Consider the following 16,028-nt stretch of genomic DNA (forward strand, 5'->3'; position numbering starts at 1 on the left):
GACCGTCCTCCTCACCACCTCGCAGGCGACGACCGCGGCTGACGCCGCTCACTCGTCCTCCTGCGGCTTCTCCACGTACTGGCCGTACTCGTCCAGCGAGCTGCGGCGGGCCTTCTTCGCGGCCTTGCGCTCGCTGGCGGTGACCCGGTCGTCGTGCTCGAGGCGCAGGTCCGTACCGCGGCGGCCGAGCACACCGGCGACACCGGCCGGGGTGGACGGCTCCCAGTCGAAGGTCACGCCGCCGATGGTCACCTGGCTGCCCGGCTGTGCGCCCTGCTTGGCGAGCTCCTCCTCGACACCGAGCTTGGCCAGCCGGTCGGCCAGGTAGCCGACCGCCTCGCTGTTGTTGAAGTCCGTCTGCCGCACCCAGCGCTCGGGCTTCTCGCCGCGCACCACGTAGGCGTCCTCGTCCTCCGGGTCGGGCTCGACGGTGAACCCGCCGTCGTCGACCGCGGTGGGCCGGACCACCACGCGGGCCGGTTCCGGCGGCGGCAGCTGCTCCCGGTAGCGCTCCACCTCGGCGGCCATCGCGAAGCTCAGCTCGCGCAGGCCCTCGCGGGAGGCGGTGGACACCTCGAACACCGGCCAGCCGCGGTCCTCGAAGTCGGGGCGCACCAGCTCGGCCAGCTCGCGGGCCTCCGGCACGTCCACCTTGTTGAGCACGACCAGGCGCGGGCGCTCCGCGAGGTCCGCTCCGCCGTGCTCCGCCTGCAGCGCCGGCGTGTACTGCGCGAGCTCGTTCTCCAGCGCCTCCACATCGGACACCGGGTCGCGGCCAGGCTCCAGGGTGGCGCAGTCGACGACGTGCACCAGCACGGCGCAGCGCTCGATGTGCCGCAGGAAGTCGAGGCCGAGGCCGCGGCCCTCGCTGGCGCCCGGGATGAGACCGGGCACGTCGGCCACGGTGAACACGGTGTCGCCCGCGGTGACCACGCCCAGGTTCGGCACCAGCGTGGTGAACGGGTAGTCCGCGATCTTCGGGCGGGCGGCGGACAGCACCGAGATGAGCGAGGACTTGCCCGCCGACGGGAAGCCGACCAGGCCGACGTCGGCGACCGACTTCAGCTCCAGCACCAGGTCGCACCGCTCGCCCGGCTCGCCGAGCAGGGCGAAACCGGGGGCCTTGCGCGCCTTGGAGGCCAGCGCCGCGTTGCCCAGGCCACCGCGGCCGCCCGCGGCGGCCACGAACGTGGTGCCGGCGCCGACCAGGTCGGCCAGCACCTCGCCGTCCTCGGTGAGCACCACGGTGCCGTCCGGCACCGGCAGCACCAGGTCCTCGCCCTGGGCGCCGTTGCGCATCGCGCCCCTGCCCGGCTTGCCGTTGGCCGCGCGCGCGTTGGGCCGGTAGTGGAAGTCCAGCAGGGTGTGCACGTTCGGGTCGACGACGAGCCGCACGTCGCCGCCCTTGCCCCCGTTGCCGCCGTCCGGACCGCCCAGCGGCTTGAACTTCTCCCGGTGCACCGAGGCGCAGCCATTCCCACCATCGCCTGCCGCGACGTGGATGGTCACGCGGTCAACGAACCGCGACACGAATGCCTCCAGGACGATCGGCCGGGGCGGGCCCGGCGGGAGAACGCGGGACCAGGTCCGCGGGAGCGGGGCCACCCCGCGTCCCGGCAGCCGGAACGCGGCGGGCCCGGCACCGGCGGACCGGGTCCGGAAAACAGCGACGAGGGGCGGGCCGGACTAGCCGGACCCGCCCCTCGTCGGGAAGTGCAAGCGTCGAGAGCCGGATCAGGCCTCGACCGGCTTCACGCTGACGGCCTTGCGGCCACGGTAACGTCCGAACTCGACGGTGCCGGCGGACAGCGCGAACAGGGTGTCGTCGCCGCCGCGGCCCACGTTCAGACCCGGGTGGAACTTGGTCCCCCGCTGCCGGACCAGGATCTCACCGGCCTTGACGACCTGGCCGCCGTAGCGCTTCACCCCGAGGTACTTCGGGTTCGAGTCGCGGCCGTTCCGAGAGCTGGATGCGCCCTTCTTGTGTGCCATGACTACTCAGGTCCTCACTTGTTGATGCCGGTGACCTCGACGCGGGTCAGCTTCTGGCGGTGACCCTGCCGCTTGTGGTAGCCGGTCTTGTTCTTGAACTTGTGGATGCGGATCTTGGGGCCCTTGGTCTGCTCGACCAGCTTGCCGGTCACCGACACCTTGGCCAGCGCGTCGGCGTCGGTCGTGACCTCGTTGCCATCGACGACCATCAGTGCCGGGAGGCTGACCTCGGAGCCCAGCTCGCCTTCGAGCTTCTCGACCTCGACGACGTCTCCGACAGCCACCTTGTACTGCTTGCCGCCGGTCTTGACGATCGCGTACATGAGTCGGAAGTCTCCTGCTGCTCGGTTTCGCTACTTTCACCAGGTCTGTGGCGGACGTCCACCTCGACCCAGGAGAGTCGAGGATTCCTACCACGCCGCCGGTGCAGCGTCTCGGTGGGGTTCCCGTCCCGGCAGCGCGGAGCACCACCCGGAACAAGCGTTTATTCTCTCCGCCCGTCCGGCGGCGAGAAGTTCTCACTCATCATACAGACCGCACCCCAGGACCCGGTCAGCCGGGGGGCGGCGCGCTGCGAGGCGCGCAGCCGCTGGCAGTCACGACGGGCGAGCCGCGCCAGGCTAGGCCGTCCCGCCGAACGCGGTCAAGCACACATCTTGCCGGAAGGAGGTCCCCGGCACCCCGGTCGCTTGCTACGGTGAGTCGCCGTTCTACTCGATCTGGGGACCACCTCGTGACTGACATCGCACCGGGGACCGAGCGGGACGAGCGCACCACCTCCGGGGATCCCCCGCGCCCGAGTCCGCTGCACCGCTACGGACCGCTGCTGCTCGGGCTGTCGGCGATCGTGCCGCCGCTGATGATGCTCCGCGAAGTGCTGCGCTACCCGCAGATGCACTTCTACGACTACTGGTGGGTGCTGCTCGACATCACCAACGACGACGGCACGCTGCGGCCGGAAGCGCTCCTCGGGTTCCGCAACGAGCACCCGTTCGTGCTGCCCAGCCTGCTGTTCTGGCTCAGCGCCCGCTACGGCAACGGCCTCAACCAACCGCTGGGCCTGCTGATCATCGCCTTCGGCGTGGTCAGCGTGCTGCTGGTCTGGGCGATGCTGCCCCGGTCGCTGAACCGCTGGCAGCGGGCCGGCCTGGTGGCGGCCAGCTCGACGCTGGTGTTCAACCCGCACGGCATCCACAACTACGTCCGCTCGATGAGCGGGGCGTCCTGGCTGCTGGCGCTGGCGCTGGTGCTCGCGGCCCTGCTGGCGGTGCAGCGCGGGCACCGGCTGTGGGCGGTCGCCTTCGGCCTGCTGGCGTCGATCAGCTACGGCACCTCGTTCGCGGTGTGGCCGGCGCTGGCCCTGGTGGCGTGGCTGCGCGGCGACCGGCGCCGGTGGGTGGCGACGCCGCTGGTGGTCGGGGCCGTCGTGGTGCTGACCTGGCTGGTGCTGCGCGGTCCGCAGGGCGGCGGGGGCTCCTCACCCACCGACGACCCGGCGCAGGCCCTGCTGGCCGGGCTGAGCATGCTCGGCATGGTGTGGACCGGGACCGAACCCGCGATCGCGCTCATCGCGGGGGTGGCCGGGCTGGCGGCGCTGGTGGCGCACGCGCAGCAGACGCCGGAGCAGCGGCGCAGCGCGGCGCCCTGGTGGGGCCTGGCGCTCTACGCCGTCGGGTGCGCGGTGATGATCTCCGGTTCGCGCGCCGCGTTCGGCGAGTCGGCCGGGCTGCAGAGCCGGTACAACAGCATGACCGCGGCGCTGTGGATCGCACTGCTGGTGATCGTGGTCGCCTGGCCGAAGCTGCCGAAGCTGCGCACCGTCATCGTCGGCGGCACCGTGCTGGCCACCGTCGCGCTCGGCGCGCCGATGGCGCAGAGCGTCCGCGCCGACGCCCCGAACCAGGAGCTGCTGGCCATCGCGGCGCGCATCGAGCACCCGGACGCCTTCGCCGACCGGTTCCCGGAACCGGAGCGCCTGCTGCCGCGGCTGAAGGCGCTGGGCCACTACCCGTTCTCGCCCGAGTTCAGCCTCGGCTGCCCGGACGGCCTGGAGATCGGCGACCGGGTCAGCACCGCGACCTGGCGCACGCCCAGCGACGGCGTGTTCCGTGAACCCCGCCCGGACGGTCGGGACGTGATCCTCAACGTGGAGACCGACCAGGTGCACGGCGGGGCGCGGATGCTCGAGGGCTGGGCCATCTCGGGCATCGAGCGCGCCCGCTGCGTCGCCGTGCTCGACCAGAGCGGCACGGTCGTCGGCGGCGGTGTCGTGGACATCCCGCGCTCGGACGCCGAAGCGCAGACGCCGGGCATCGAGATCGGTCTCGGCTTCGAAGCGGTCGCCCCGGCCCAGCCGGGCCCGCTGCGCGTCGCCTTCCACTTCCCCGACGGCTGGTGGATCCGGCCCCTCACCGAAAGCCCGCAGGTCGTGTCATGACGTCACCCGAAGTGTCGCTGCTGACCCCGGCGAAGAACGAGCGGGACAACTTGCCCCGGCTGTTCGCCGAGATCAGCGAGGCCATGGAGCAGCAGGAACGCAGCTGGGAGCTGCTGGTCGTCGACGACGGCAGCACCGACGACAGCTGGCAGGTGATCACCGAGCACGCCGCCCGGGACCCGCGGATCCGCGGCATCCGCCTGCGCCGCAACTTCGGCAAGGCGGCGGCGCTGGCCGCCGGGGTCGCCGAGGCCCGCGGCGAGCTGCTGGTCACGCTGGACGCCGACCTGCAGGACGACCCCGCCGAGATCCCCCGGCTGCTGGCCGAGCTGGACTCCGGGGCCGACCTGGTCAGCGGGCACAAGGCGAACCGGCAGGACCCGCTGGGCAAGCGGCTGCCGTCGAAGGTGTTCAACTGGTTCACCGGGCTGATCACCGGCCTGAAGCTGTCCGACCACAACTGCGGGCTCAAGGCCGCGCGGACCGAGATCTACCGGCGGGTCCCGCTGTACGGGGAGCTGCACCGCTACATCCCGGCGCTGGCGCACCAGCTGGGCTACCGGGTCTCCGAGCTGGCCGTGCACCACCGGCCGCGCCTGCACGGCACGTCCAAGTACGGCCTGGAGCGCTACCTGCGCGGAGCGCTGGACCTGCTCACGGTGGTCACGCTGACCCGCTACGGGCGGCGCCCGGCGCACCTGTTCGGCGGGCTGGGGATGCTGGCCGGGACGATCGGCACGCTCATCCTGCTGTACCTGACCGGCGTGTGGGTGTTCACCGACCAGCCGATCGGGACCCGGCCGCTGCTGACCCTCGGCATCCTGCTGGAGGTCTTCGCGGTGCAGATGGTCTCGGTGGGGCTGCTCGCCGAGCTCGTGCTGCACCGCACCGGCCGGGAGCGCGACGTCGAGGTCCTGGTGTCCGACCAGACCCCGGTCACCCGCTCCGCCGCCTAGCGCCGGACGGCCGCGCGGCCCGTCGTCGCCCCCTCACCCGATCTTCGAGTGAAGATCAACTACTGCGGGGTCACAGCCCGGCGACCAGGCGGTAACGGCGCGCCCGCGCCCGGGGGTGCGCTCATCCGCGGGCCACCGCACCCCCGTAAGGTGCAGCGCGTGCACTCGGCGAAGCGACTTCGGCTGTCTGCCGCGATCCTCGGAACCGTGGGAACGGTGCTCGCCCTGCTGATCCCGTTCCTGCCGGTCGAACACGACGTCAGCACGTTGAAGTGGCCGACCGCGGAGGGGACCAGATCGGTCTCCGCGCCGCTGGTCGCCTACTCCCCGGTGTGGCTGGACGCGGAGGTGCCCTGCGCGTCCGTGCGGAGCCTCGACGAGCGCACCGACGGACCGGGCATGCTGCTGAGCACCAACCCGCCGTCCTCGGACTTCGGCAAGCTGACCGGCCTCGTGCTGCAGGTCGACAACGGCCAGGTCTCGCTGTTCACCAAGGGTCAGCAGGTCAGCACGGTCGACCTGCCGCCCGGCGACTGCACCATCGCGCTGCGCGCCGACGGCGCGGGCACCACCGCCACCATCGGCGGCGAGCGGTGGGCGCACGTCACCGGTGACCAGCGGCCCCAGCTCACCGGCATCTACTCCGACCTCGACAACGCGGTCGACGACGTCCGCGGGTTGTCCTTCGAGGCCCGCGTGGACAACCGGTTCAGCACCGAGCCCACGGTGCTCAAGGTCGTCGTGATCGCGCTGACCGTCGCGGCGTTCGTCGGCTCCGTGGTGTGCCTGCGGCGGCTGGACGTGCGCGCCGGGCGGCGACCGCCGCGCCTGGCCCCGGCCGGCTGGTGGAAGCCGACGCTGCGCGACGGCGCGGTGTACCTGACGCTGGGCGTCTGGTGGCTGATCGGGGCGATGACCTCCGACGACGGCTACGTCCTCAGCATGGTGCGCTCGGAGGAGAGCGCCGGGTACGTCAGCAACTACTACCGCTGGTTCGCCAACCCCGAGTCGCCGTTCGGCTGGTTCTACGAGGTGTACGCGCTGTGGGTGCAGGTGTCCACGGCGACGCCGTGGGTGCGGCTGCCCGCGCTGCTCATGGGCGTGGTGTCCTGGCTGCTGATCAGCCGCGAGGTGCTGCCCCGGCTCGGCCAGCAGGTGCGGCGCTCCCACGCCGCCGGCTGGGCCGCGGCCGCGGTGTTCCTGGCCTTCTGGCTGCCCTACGACAACGGGCTGCGCGCCGAACCGGTCGTGGTGCTGTTCTCCCTGCTGGCGCTGTGCGCGGTGGAGCGCGCCGTCGGGACCGGGCGGCTGATGCCCGCGGCCCTGGGCCTGGTCGGCGCGGCGCTGTCGGTGGGCGTCAACCCGCACGGCCTGGTCGCCGTGCTGCCCTACGTCGCCTCGTTCAAGCCGCTGTACCGGCTGGTGCGCAAGCGCGCCCACGAGTTCGGCTGGCTGCCGGTGCTGGCCCCGATCTCGGCGTCCGGGTTCGTCATCCTCACGCTGGTCTTCTCCGACCAGACCTTCCGGTCGGTGCTGGACTCGATGGAGCTCAAGACCACCTTCGGCCCCAACGGCCGGTGGTACGAGGAGCTCAGCCGCTACAGCCTGCTGTTCAGCCAGAGCCCGGACGGGTCGCTGACCCGGCGGTTCCCGGTGCTGCTGGTGGTCCTGTGCCTGGTGACCTGCGCGGTCGTGCTGCTGCGCCGCAACCGCATCCGCGGCGCGGCGCTGGGTCCGAGCCGGCGGCTGCTGGCGGTCGTCGCGATGTGCTTCGGCGTGCTGGCGCTGACGCCCACCAAGCACACCCACCACTTCGGCATCTTCGCCGCCTTCGGCGGTGCGCTGGCCGCGCTGACCGCGCTGGCCACCAGCACCACGGTGCTGCGCTCGCGGCGCAACCGGGCGGCGTTCGTGGCCGGGCTGATGGTGATCCTGGCGTTCGCCGCCACCGGCCCCAACGCCTGGTGGTACGTCTCCGGCTGGGGCATCCCGTGGTTCGACAAGCCACCGTCGTTCCGCGGGTACAACTTCAGCACCCTGATCCTGGTCTTCGCCGCGGTCGCGGGCGTCATCGCGCTCATCGAGCACCTGCGCATCGACGAGAACAACCCGAAGGTCGTCGACGAGAGCTGGAACACGGAGAAGCGGAGCCGGGCGCTGCGGCTGGGCACCGCGCCGCTGTCGGTGCTGTGCGCCCTGCTGGTGCTCGGCGAGCTGGCGGCCTTCGGCAAGGCCATCCACAAGCAGGAGGGCACCTACAACCTGGGCGTGGACAACATCAAGCAGCTGTCCGGGTCCAGCTGCGGGCTGTCCGACTACATCGACGTGGAGACCGATCCGCGGGCGAGCGTGCTGCCGGTCTCGGCCGAGCAGCCGACGGTGGCCGCGCCGGCGCGGGACGAGTCGCTGCCCGTCCCGCCGAAGCGGCTGGACGGTCACGAGACCGCCGACCAGTACCTGCAGCCGAAGGAGACCGGTTTCTCCCGGCCCGGCGTCCCGTCCAACAACGGCCTCACCCCGGAGGAGCCGAACTGGAAGCCGCCGCACCAGTTCGGCGGGGACGACGCCCCGGCGTGGGGCAGCTACGACGAGGCCGGGCTCGGCACCGGCGAGCTGCGCACCCCCTGGTACGACCTGCCGGAGGAGGCGCTGCGCGGCGAGGTGCCGGTGGTGGTGAGCCTGGCCGGCGCGGAGACCGGGGCGAACTCGGTGGTGCTGGAGTTCGGCCGGGACACCGCCCGGGGCTTCCAGATCACCGGCCGCTACGCCGTCGAGCAGGGCCCACCGCCGGGCTGGCGCGACCACCGGTACACGCTGGGCGCCGAGGCCGAGGGCGCCACGAAGATGCGCGTGGTCGTGGTCGACCAGTCGCTCGGCGCGGAGGGCTGGGTGGCGGTGACCGCGCCGCGCGTGCCGAAGCTGACCAGCATGACCGAGCTCGTCGGCGACGCCCCGACGTTCGTGGAGTGGCCCGCCGCGCTGGTGCACCCGTGCCTGCGGATCTCCGGGCTCTACAACGGCATCGCCGAGATGCCGCGCTTCCGGGTGTCCGCCGGTGAGCTGGTGCGGGACATCGGCGAGGGCTGGTCGTCGCCGGACGCGGGCGGCCCGTTCGGCTGGCTCAAGGTGGCGTCGAGCGTCCGGGTCCTGCCGACCTACCTGCGCGGCGACCCGCAGCAGGACTGGGGTTCGCTCTACGTGGTGGACCCCTACGGCGTGGACGCGCTCCCCGCGGAGGCGGCGTTGGAGGTCCACCGGGAGACCCACTGGGGCACCTGGTCGCCAGGCCCGCTGACCCAGGCGGTGCAGCTGCCGAACGACGTGCCCAGCTCTGACGACCGCACCGACATCCCCACCTTCGACACGCCGGAGCAGAACTGACCGAGCGGGGCGCGTCCCACCCCCTGGCGGGACGCGCCCCTCAGCTCCGGCCGGTGCCGTCGACCACCGCGCGGACCGCGGGTCGGCGCAGGTAGAGCTGGGTGACCACCTGCAGCAGGACCAGCACCACGAGCCACTGCACCGTCGACAGCACCGGCACCAGGTCGATCGGCAGCGTGAACGCCAGCAGCACCTTCACGCCGGCCTCGGCGAGCAGCACCACGCCCCAGAGCACGGTCAGCACCCGCCACACGCGGCGGAACGCCGCCGACTCCGCCCACTGCCGGTCCCAGTCGTCGTGCCACCCGGACCGGACCGCGAGCACCCGGCCGAGGGTGAACACGACCGGTCTGCCCAGCAGCGTGAGCAGCGCCCCCACCCCGCAGGCCGCCACCAGCCACGCGTCCTTGGCCAGCAGCACGCGCGGGCTGCCGGTGACGAACGACGTCGCGACGCTCAGCGCGACGACGACCAGCACGAACGCCGCGAACGGCTCGACCCGGCGGCGCACCAGCAGCCCGTGCAGCAGCCGCACCGCCGGGACGACCGCACTGACCAGCAGCGCCGCCAGCGGGTCGCACCCCAGCAGGCGCAGCCCGTAGTACAGCGCGATCGGCAGGCCGGCGTCGACGAGCACCAGCTGGACCTGCTGCCTCATCTCCCGGCCCAGAACTCCAGGCGGTGCTCGGCGGCGAAGTCGACCCGCCCGATCCGCTCCGGGCGCAGCGACTGGACGTGCGGGTCGTCGGCCGTGAAGCGCGGCCAGTCCACGAGCCCGGGCCCGCCGGGCTCGCCGTCGCGCGCGAAGGCGGCCCAGCAGCGGTTCATCGTGGCCGCCAGCCGCCACTGCTCCGCGGACAGCGGCCCTGGCGCGCCCATGTCGAACTGGTACGGCAGTTCGGCCGCGTGGTGGGCGCCCGGCGGGAACCCCTCCGGGAACGGCACGACCGCGGGGGCGTCGCGGTCGGCGAACTCGTAGACGTAGGTCGGGGTGTGCGCGGCCAGGGCGTGCCCGAGGTCCCACACCGACCGCGCCCAGGCCGCGTCGTCGAGCACCGTCGACCACGCCACGCTCGGCGACGGGTGGGCGCCCACCGGGTACTCGCGCGCGATCTCGTCGGCCGCGTCGCCGAAGCTCTCGGCCAGCAGCGCGCCGTAGCGCTCCTCGGTGACCGGCTGACCGACGCCGTCGAAGAACATGCCGGTGAACAGCCGGGCCTCGTCCCGGGTGCCGCCGACGAGCACCGGGACGCGGTGGAAGCGCCCGGCCCGCAGCGCCTCGGCCGGGGACTCGGGCAGCACGTCGTTGCCGAACGCCGGCCGGGCGAAGACCGAGGTCAGGGTGAGCAGCTCGTCGACCGGGAGGGCGCGCAGCTGGTCGACCGCGCTGCCCGCACCCGCGCGCACCCAGCCGCGCTCGGCGACCAGGTGCTCCGCCAGTCCCTCGAGCTCCGCGGCGGACAGCCACATCGACGGCATGGCCGGCGAGCCGGGCACGAAGGTGTTGGCCGGGGCGCGCATCAGCGGGAACCCGCTCTGCACGATCGCCCGGTGGAACAGGCCCGCCGACCCCGGGGCCACCAGGTGCGCGCTGACGCTGAGCCCGCCGTAGGACTCGCCGAACAGGGTCACGTTGTCCGGGTCGCCGCCGAAGGCCGCGATGTTGCGCTGCACCCAGCGCAGCACCGCCTGCTGGTCGGCGATCCCGAACGCCCCGCCCGGCAGACCCGGGTAGCCGAAGCCGCCGAAGATGCCCAGCCGGTAGTTCGCGGTCACCACCACGACGTCCTCGGCGACCACCAGGCGACGCGGGTTGAAGACCGCGCCCTCGCCGTTGGTGCCGCCACCGCCGTGCAGCCACACCATGACCGGCTTGGGCCCGCCGGCCCGCGGCGCGGTGACGTTGAGGGAGAGGCAGTCCTCGTCGCCGCTGGCCATTGCCGCGAAGGGCTGCGGCAGCTGCGGGCACGGGCTGCCCGGCTCGGTCGCGTCCCGCACCCCCGCCCACGGCTCGACCGGCTGCGGCGCGCGCCAGCGCAGCTCGCCGACGGGTGGCGCGGCGTAGGGGATGCCCTGGAAGAGCCGGTGCTCGTCGAAGACCAGGCCGCGCACGCGGCCCGTGTCGAGTTCGACGACCTCTTCGGTCCCGCGTCCTGCGGTACCTCGCGGCGTGGTCTCCGGGGTGTTCGTCATGGCTGCTCCTGGGAGGCTCGGGTGGCGAGGTCGAACGTGGTCACGAGTTCACGGGCGTAGAGCTCCGTGTCGGTGTCGGTCTCCGCGCCGAGCCGCAGGGCGACGCCGTCCAGCGCGTGGCGCAGCGCCACCGCCATGACGTGCGGGTCGAAGTCCCGGAACTCCCCCGCTCGCTGCCCGGCGCGGAACAGCTCGGCGAGGGCTTCGACGTCACGCCGGTGCGGCAGCACCGGGTCGTCGCCGCGCTCGTTGATGAGGATCTCCGTGAGCGCGCGGAGCTGGTGGTGGTGGGTGCGGTAGAAGTCGATGCTCGCTTCGATGAACGCGCGGAGCCGGCCGCGCGCCGTGTCGGCGGCGTCGATGCGCGGCCCCACCAGCGCCTCGGCCGCCGCGTGGACGTCGGTGACGACCTGCCGCATCAGCTCGGCCTTGTTCGTGAAGTGGTAGGAGATCATGCCCGTGCTGCTCAGCCCGGCGCGCTGGGCGATCTGCCCGAAGGACGCGCGCGGGTAGCCGAGCTCGACGATCGTGTCGATGGCCGCCGCGACGATCTGCGCCCGCCTGCCCCGTTCGGTGAACGACCTGCCTTGCTCACCCGAGCTGGTATTTGCTCGCATGAGCAAAACCTAGCACGGTTGAGCAAACCCGGCGACGACCTGCCGTCCTGCTCTGCTCGGGGACGGGCCGGAAAACGCCGAGGGCCGGTCCGTTCGGGAACGGACCGGCCCTCGGTGGGGAGCTGCTGGGTCAGCTCTCGACGGGCGGACCAGCGGGGCGCGACGCGGCCCGGCGGCCCGCCCGGCGGACCGGAGCGGCCGGGGCGACGTCGGGCAGCGAGGTGTCGTTCACCTGCGCCGGAGCGGCGGGCTTCTCGATCACCAGGGGCGCGACCGGGGCCCCGGCGCTGCCCGCGGCGCGGGTCGCCTTCCGCCGCCGACCGTTCGCGCTCGGCGCCACCTCCACCGCGTTCCGCGGCTCCGGCGCGGCCGCCGGCTGCGGGGTCGCGACGACCTCCGGCCGCTCGGCCTGCGTCGCCGCCTCGGGCTTCGCCTCCTCCGGCTTCGGCTGCTGGGGCTGCTCGGCCTTCGGCTGCTCGGTCTCGGTCTGCTCGGCCTTCGGCTCCGCGGCCTTCGGCTGCTCGGTCTTCGCGGCTTCGGCCTTCGGCTGCTCGGCCTCGACCTTCGCCTGCTCGGGCTCCGTGGCCTTCGGCTTCTCCGCCTCGGCCTTCGGCTTCTCCGACTCAGGCTGCGCGGCCTTCGCCCGCTCCGGCTTCTGCTGCGCGGCCTTCGCCCGCTCGGGCTTGGCGGCCTTGGCCGACTGCGCCTCGGACTCCCCAGCGGCCGCCTTCGCCTCGGCCGCCTTCGCCGCCTCCGCGACCTTGGCCACCTCGGCCTTCGCCGACTCGGTCTTCTCCGCGGCCTTCGCCGACTCCGCCTTGGCCTCGCCGGCCTGCTCGGTGTCGTGCTGCTTGCCGCGGTTGCGGTTGCGGCGGGAGCCGTTGCCCCCACCGTGGCCGCCGTTCGGGTGGTGGATCGGCTCGGTGGACACGAGCAGACCACGGCCGCGGCAGTGCTCGCAGGTGGTGCTGTAGGCCTCGAGCAGGCCGGTGCCGACCCGCTTGCGGGTCATCTGCACCAGGCCCAGCGAGGTCACCTCGGCGACCTGGTGGCGGGTGCGGTCCCGGCCCAGGCACTCGGTGAGGCGACGCAGCACCAGGTCGCGGTTGGACTCCAGCACCATGTCGATGAAGTCGATGACGATGATGCCGCCGATGTCCCGCAACCGGAGCTGGCGGACGATCTCCTCCGCCGCTTCCAGGTTGTTCCGGGTGACCGTCTCCTCGAGGTTGCCGCCCGAGCCGGTGAACTTGCCGGTGTTGACGTCGATGACCGTCATGGCCTCGGTGCGGTCGATCACCAGGTAGCCACCGGAGGGCAGCCAGACCTTGCGGTCCAGCGCCTTGGCGATCTGCTCGTTGATCCGCTGCTCGGTGAACACGTCGTTCTTGCCGACGTGCTTGACCAGCCGCGGGGCCAGGTCGGGCGCGACGTGCTGGACGTAGGCCTCGATGGTGTCCCAGGCCTCGTCGCCCTGGACCGTCAGCTGCGAGAAGTCCTCGGTGAACAGGTCGCGCACGACCTTGATCAGCAGGTCCGGCTCCTCGTAGAGCAGCTGCGGGGCCTGGGCGCCGGGAGCCTCGGCCTTCTCCTTGATGACCTCCCACTGCGCCTGGAGCCGCCGCACGTCGCGGTCCAGCGCCTCTTCGCTGGTGCCCTCCGACGCGGTGCGGATGATCACCCCGGCGTTGTCCGGGACGATCCGCTTGAGGATCTCCTTGAGCCGCTTGCGCTCGGTGTCCGGCAGCTTGCGGCTGATGCCGGTGGCGCCGCCGCCCGGCACGTACACCAGGAAGCGACCCGGCAGGCTGATCTGGGTGGTCAGCCGCGCGCCCTTGTGACCGACCGGGTCCTTGGTGACCTGCACCAGCACGCTGTCACCGGTCTGCAGCGCCTGCTCGATGCGGCGGGCCTTGCCGGCCAGCCCGGCGGCGTCCCAGTCGACCTCACCGGCGTAGAGCACCGCGTTGCGGCCGCGGCCGATGTCGACGAAGGCGGCCTCCATGCTGGGCAGCACGTTCTGCACGCGGCCCAGGTAGACGTTGCCGACCAGCGAGCCGGAGCCGGACGAGGTCACGAAGTTCTCGACGAGGACGTTGTCCTCGAGCACGGCGATCTGCGTCTGGTCGCCGTTCTGCCGGACCACCATCTTGCGGTCGACCGACTCGCGGCGGGCCAGGAACTCCGACTCCGACAGCACCGGGGCGCGGCGGCGGCCGGCCTCGCGGCCGTCCCGGCGGCGCTGCCGCTTGGCCTCCAGGCGGGTCGAGCCCTTGACCGCGCGGACCTCGTCGTCGCTGCTGTCCTGCCGGGTCTCGGGGGCCGGCTCGCGGACGTGCACGACGGTGTTCGGCGGATCGTCCTCGCGGGTGGCCGAGTCGTCGTCGGCGGAACCCTTGCGACGACGACGGCGGCGACGACGCCGGGTGGACGTGGTCGCGCCCTCACCGCTGGAGGACTCGGCGGCCGGCTGTTCCTGCTGCTCGGCGGCCTCCTCGGCGGGCTGCTCGGTGGCCTCGGTCGTCCCGGTGGCCTCGGTGGTGGTGGCGGTGTCGGTGGTCTCCGACTCACCACCCTCGTTGCTGGACTCGGCGTCCGCGCCGCGCCCGCGGCCACGTCCCCGGCGCCCGCGCCGACGGCGACGGCGACCGGAGCCCGAGCTCCCGGACTCCTCCTCGCTCCCGGTCGCCTCGGCCGGGGCCTCGGACTCGGTCTCGGTCGGCTCCTCCGCCGCAGCGGGCTCCGGCTCGGGCTTGGGCTCCTGCGGCGTCGGGGCCAGGAACATGGCCTCCGGCGCGGCGAAGACCGGCGTCAGCCCGGCCTGCGCGCCGCTCGTCGGCGTCGTCGGTTCCGGCTCGGGGCTCGGGCTGGCCGGCGCGAACTGCGGCGTGGGCACGGCCGGGGTCGGCTTCTCGGCCGCGGCCTCCGGCTGCGCCGACCCGGTCTGCTCCGGCTGGGCGGACTCGGCCTGCTCCCCCTCGGCCTGCTCACCGTCGGCCGAGGCCTCCGACTCGGCCAGCAGGTCCGGGTTCATGGCCTGCACGACCCGCAGCGCCACCTCCCGGGTGATGTTCGACTGGGCGCTGCGAACCGATTCGCCGATCGACTCCAGCGTGTTGATGACCTCCCGGCTGCTGGAGCCCAGCAGCTTGGCCAACGCGTGCACGCGGAGCTTGGCGGGCAGCTCGATGGTGCCCTGCTCTGCTCCGGTAGGTGTGGGCGATTGCCCGCTGGCGCTCCCAGCGGGCGTGTCCGTGTTCAACATCCAGCTCCTCCGCCCCCGGGCGCGTCCGGTGGACGCGGCCGCACAGAGGCATGTGCGTTCTTCGGTCTCCGTCGCCCGCGGGCGGCGGCAATTCTGGTGGTCCCTCCGCCCCGGGCCCTTGAGGCCGGGGAGTCACACGGCGGGTCGGCGACGTCCGCGCCGATCGTCACCCGGCTGCGGTCTCCCCCGCCGGACTCCGGTCGGCGCCTGAGTCCTGGGCCAACGGGTCGGCGATGCCGCCACCGTCGTCGAGCCGACCTTGTTCCAGCCGGGTCGCGCTCGCGGCGGCCGACGGTGCCAGACCGGCGACGACACGCAGGGCGCTCAGTACGTCGTCGGGTCGTACGACCGGTGTTGTCTGCCGCACGACCGTTACAAGTATCCCATACGGTCCAGAGGCCTTCGGCCAATCGTCCACCCGGGCGGTCAGAGCACTTTTTTGATCACTCTGCGCGACCAGCTGGTGGGCGTCGTGCACTTCTGCGCTGAGCAGCGCCGCACGCGCGTCGAGGGTGCGCCGACCGTCCTTGGTCATCCGCTCCACCGGCACGCTGTCCGCCGCCATGAGCTTCTCCACGGCGGAGCGCAGCTCGTCCACGTCGGTGCCGGGCAGGTCGATCCGCCACCGGCTCACCTCGAGCCGGTCCGCGAGCGCGCCCGGCCGCGCCTCGACCGCTGCGAGCACGTCGAGCCCGTCGGGCAGCGCGGCGTCGAGCTCGGCGCGCAGCACGTCGGGGTCGACGCGCTCCACGAGCTGGAGCTCCACGTACTCGGCCTCGCTGGACACCCCGGTGGGCACCGCGCCCGCCCAGGACACCTTCGGGTGCGGGCTGAAGCCCTGGGAATACGCCATCGGTACCCCGGCCCGCCGCAGGGCGCGCTCGAAGGCGCGCGCGACGTCCCGGTGCGAGGTGAACCGCAGCCGCCCGCGCTTGGCGTAGCGGAGCCGCAGCTTCTGCACCGGTGCAGCCGAGGGATTCGGGTGATCTCGCCGACTCAGGATGCCCTCCCGACCATGATCGTCATCGGCGGTCCGCCGACCGCCCCGATGCCGATGCTTGCTCGCTCAACCGCAGCGTGACAACACCTGCGGGCCAAAATTCCGTGCCGGGGCAGTGCCGCGGCGAACGTCTCCCACCGAGCCCCGACCCGGGTGCCCGCCGGTCCGGCGGAACCGCCGGGCACCC

11 protein-coding genes are annotated in these 16,028 nt (G+C 73.0%); 3 read left to right on the forward strand and 8 right to left on the reverse strand.

Annotated features, from left to right (window positions below; all coding sequences use genetic code 11):
- Positions 1-48 precede the first annotated feature (48 nt).
- The 3 genes from obgE to rplU all read right to left on the reverse strand — a co-directional run bounded on the left by obgE (position 49) and on the right by rplU (position 2,315).
- A complete protein-coding gene (obgE, locus tag HNR68_RS23580) occupies positions 49-1,542 on the reverse strand; it encodes a GTPase ObgE (RefSeq protein ID WP_179725421.1) in 1,494 nt (497 codons plus the stop codon).
- A gap of 192 nt (positions 1,543-1,734) precedes the next feature.
- Positions 1,735-1,992 carry a 50S ribosomal protein L27 gene (gene rpmA / locus HNR68_RS23585; protein ID WP_179723926.1) on the reverse strand — a complete coding sequence of 86 codons (258 nt, stop codon included), beginning with the start codon at positions 1,990-1,992 and terminating at the stop codon, positions 1,735-1,737.
- Between the two features lie 14 nt (positions 1,993-2,006).
- A complete protein-coding gene (gene rplU / locus HNR68_RS23590; protein ID WP_179723927.1) occupies positions 2,007-2,315 on the reverse strand; it encodes a 50S ribosomal protein L21 in 309 nt (102 codons plus the stop codon).
- 410 nt (positions 2,316-2,725) lie between these two features.
- Here rplU and HNR68_RS23595 point away from each other — a divergent pair, with 410 nt between their 5' ends.
- The 3 genes from HNR68_RS23595 (at position 2,726) to HNR68_RS23605 (ending at position 8,766) form a co-directional block, all read left to right on the forward strand.
- Positions 2,726-4,429, forward strand: a complete 1,704-nt coding sequence (locus HNR68_RS23595; RefSeq protein ID WP_179723928.1) for a hypothetical protein — start codon at positions 2,726-2,728, stop codon at positions 4,427-4,429.
- The gene (locus HNR68_RS23600; RefSeq protein WP_179723929.1) at positions 4,426-5,385 is read left to right on the forward strand and encodes a glycosyltransferase family 2 protein; all 960 of its coding nucleotides are present in this window, start codon (positions 4,426-4,428) and stop codon (positions 5,383-5,385) included. The genes HNR68_RS23595 and HNR68_RS23600 overlap by 4 nt, the downstream gene beginning before the upstream one ends.
- A gap of 207 nt (positions 5,386-5,592) precedes the next feature.
- A complete protein-coding gene (locus tag HNR68_RS23605; RefSeq protein WP_343050360.1) occupies positions 5,593-8,766 on the forward strand; it encodes an arabinosyltransferase domain-containing protein in 3,174 nt (1,057 codons plus the stop codon).
- 40 nt (positions 8,767-8,806) lie between these two features.
- Here HNR68_RS23605 and HNR68_RS23610 read toward each other — a convergent pair whose 3' ends face one another.
- The 5 genes from HNR68_RS23610 to HNR68_RS23630 all read right to left on the reverse strand — a co-directional run bounded on the left by HNR68_RS23610 (position 8,807) and on the right by HNR68_RS23630 (position 15,802).
- Positions 8,807-9,424 carry a VC0807 family protein gene (locus HNR68_RS23610; RefSeq protein ID WP_179723930.1) on the reverse strand — a complete coding sequence of 206 codons (618 nt, stop codon included), beginning with the start codon at positions 9,422-9,424 and terminating at the stop codon, positions 8,807-8,809.
- On the reverse strand, positions 9,421-10,959 hold the full coding sequence (locus HNR68_RS23615) for a carboxylesterase/lipase family protein (RefSeq protein WP_179723931.1): 1,539 nt from the start codon (positions 10,957-10,959) through the stop codon (positions 9,421-9,423). The genes HNR68_RS23610 and HNR68_RS23615 overlap by 4 nt, the downstream gene beginning before the upstream one ends.
- A complete protein-coding gene (locus HNR68_RS23620; RefSeq protein WP_179723932.1) occupies positions 10,956-11,576 on the reverse strand; it encodes a TetR/AcrR family transcriptional regulator in 621 nt (206 codons plus the stop codon). The genes HNR68_RS23615 and HNR68_RS23620 overlap by 4 nt, the downstream gene beginning before the upstream one ends.
- A 130-nt stretch (positions 11,577-11,706) precedes the next feature.
- Positions 11,707-14,841 carry a translation initiation factor IF-2 N-terminal domain-containing protein gene (locus HNR68_RS23625; protein WP_179723933.1) on the reverse strand — a complete coding sequence of 1,045 codons (3,135 nt, stop codon included), beginning with the start codon at positions 14,839-14,841 and terminating at the stop codon, positions 11,707-11,709.
- Positions 14,842-15,007: 166 nt separating this feature from the next.
- Entirely contained in the window at positions 15,008-15,802 is a 795-nt protein-coding gene (locus tag HNR68_RS23630; RefSeq protein ID WP_179723934.1) for a TIGR03936 family radical SAM-associated protein, read from the reverse strand.
- Positions 15,803-16,028 lie beyond the last annotated feature (226 nt).

The organism is Saccharopolyspora hordei, from assembly GCF_013410345.1.
GTDB classification, from domain to species: domain Bacteria; phylum Actinomycetota; class Actinomycetes; order Mycobacteriales; family Pseudonocardiaceae; genus Saccharopolyspora; species Saccharopolyspora hordei.

Bases quoted from the DNA above. Each gene is read 5' to 3' on its own strand.
- rpmA (WP_179723926.1), bottom strand. From the start codon at position 1,992: ATGGCACACAAGAAGGGCGCATCCAGCTCTCGGAACGGCCGCGACTCG.
- rplU (WP_179723927.1), bottom strand. From the start codon at position 2,315: ATGTACGCGATCGTCAAGACCGGCGGCAAGCAGTACAAGGTGGCTGTC.
- HNR68_RS23600 (WP_179723929.1), top strand. From the start codon at position 4,426: ATGACGTCACCCGAAGTGTCGCTGCTGACCCCGGCGAAGAACGAGCGG.
- HNR68_RS23610 (WP_179723930.1), bottom strand. From the start codon at position 9,424: ATGAGGCAGCAGGTCCAGCTGGTGCTCGTCGACGCCGGCCTGCCGATC.
- HNR68_RS23615 (WP_179723931.1), bottom strand. From the start codon at position 10,959: ATGACGAACACCCCGGAGACCACGCCGCGAGGTACCGCAGGACGCGGG.
- HNR68_RS23620 (WP_179723932.1), bottom strand. From the start codon at position 11,576: ATGCGAGCAAATACCAGCTCGGGTGAGCAAGGCAGGTCGTTCACCGAA.
- HNR68_RS23625 (WP_179723933.1), bottom strand. From the start codon at position 14,841: ATGTTGAACACGGACACGCCCGCTGGGAGCGCCAGCGGGCAATCGCCC.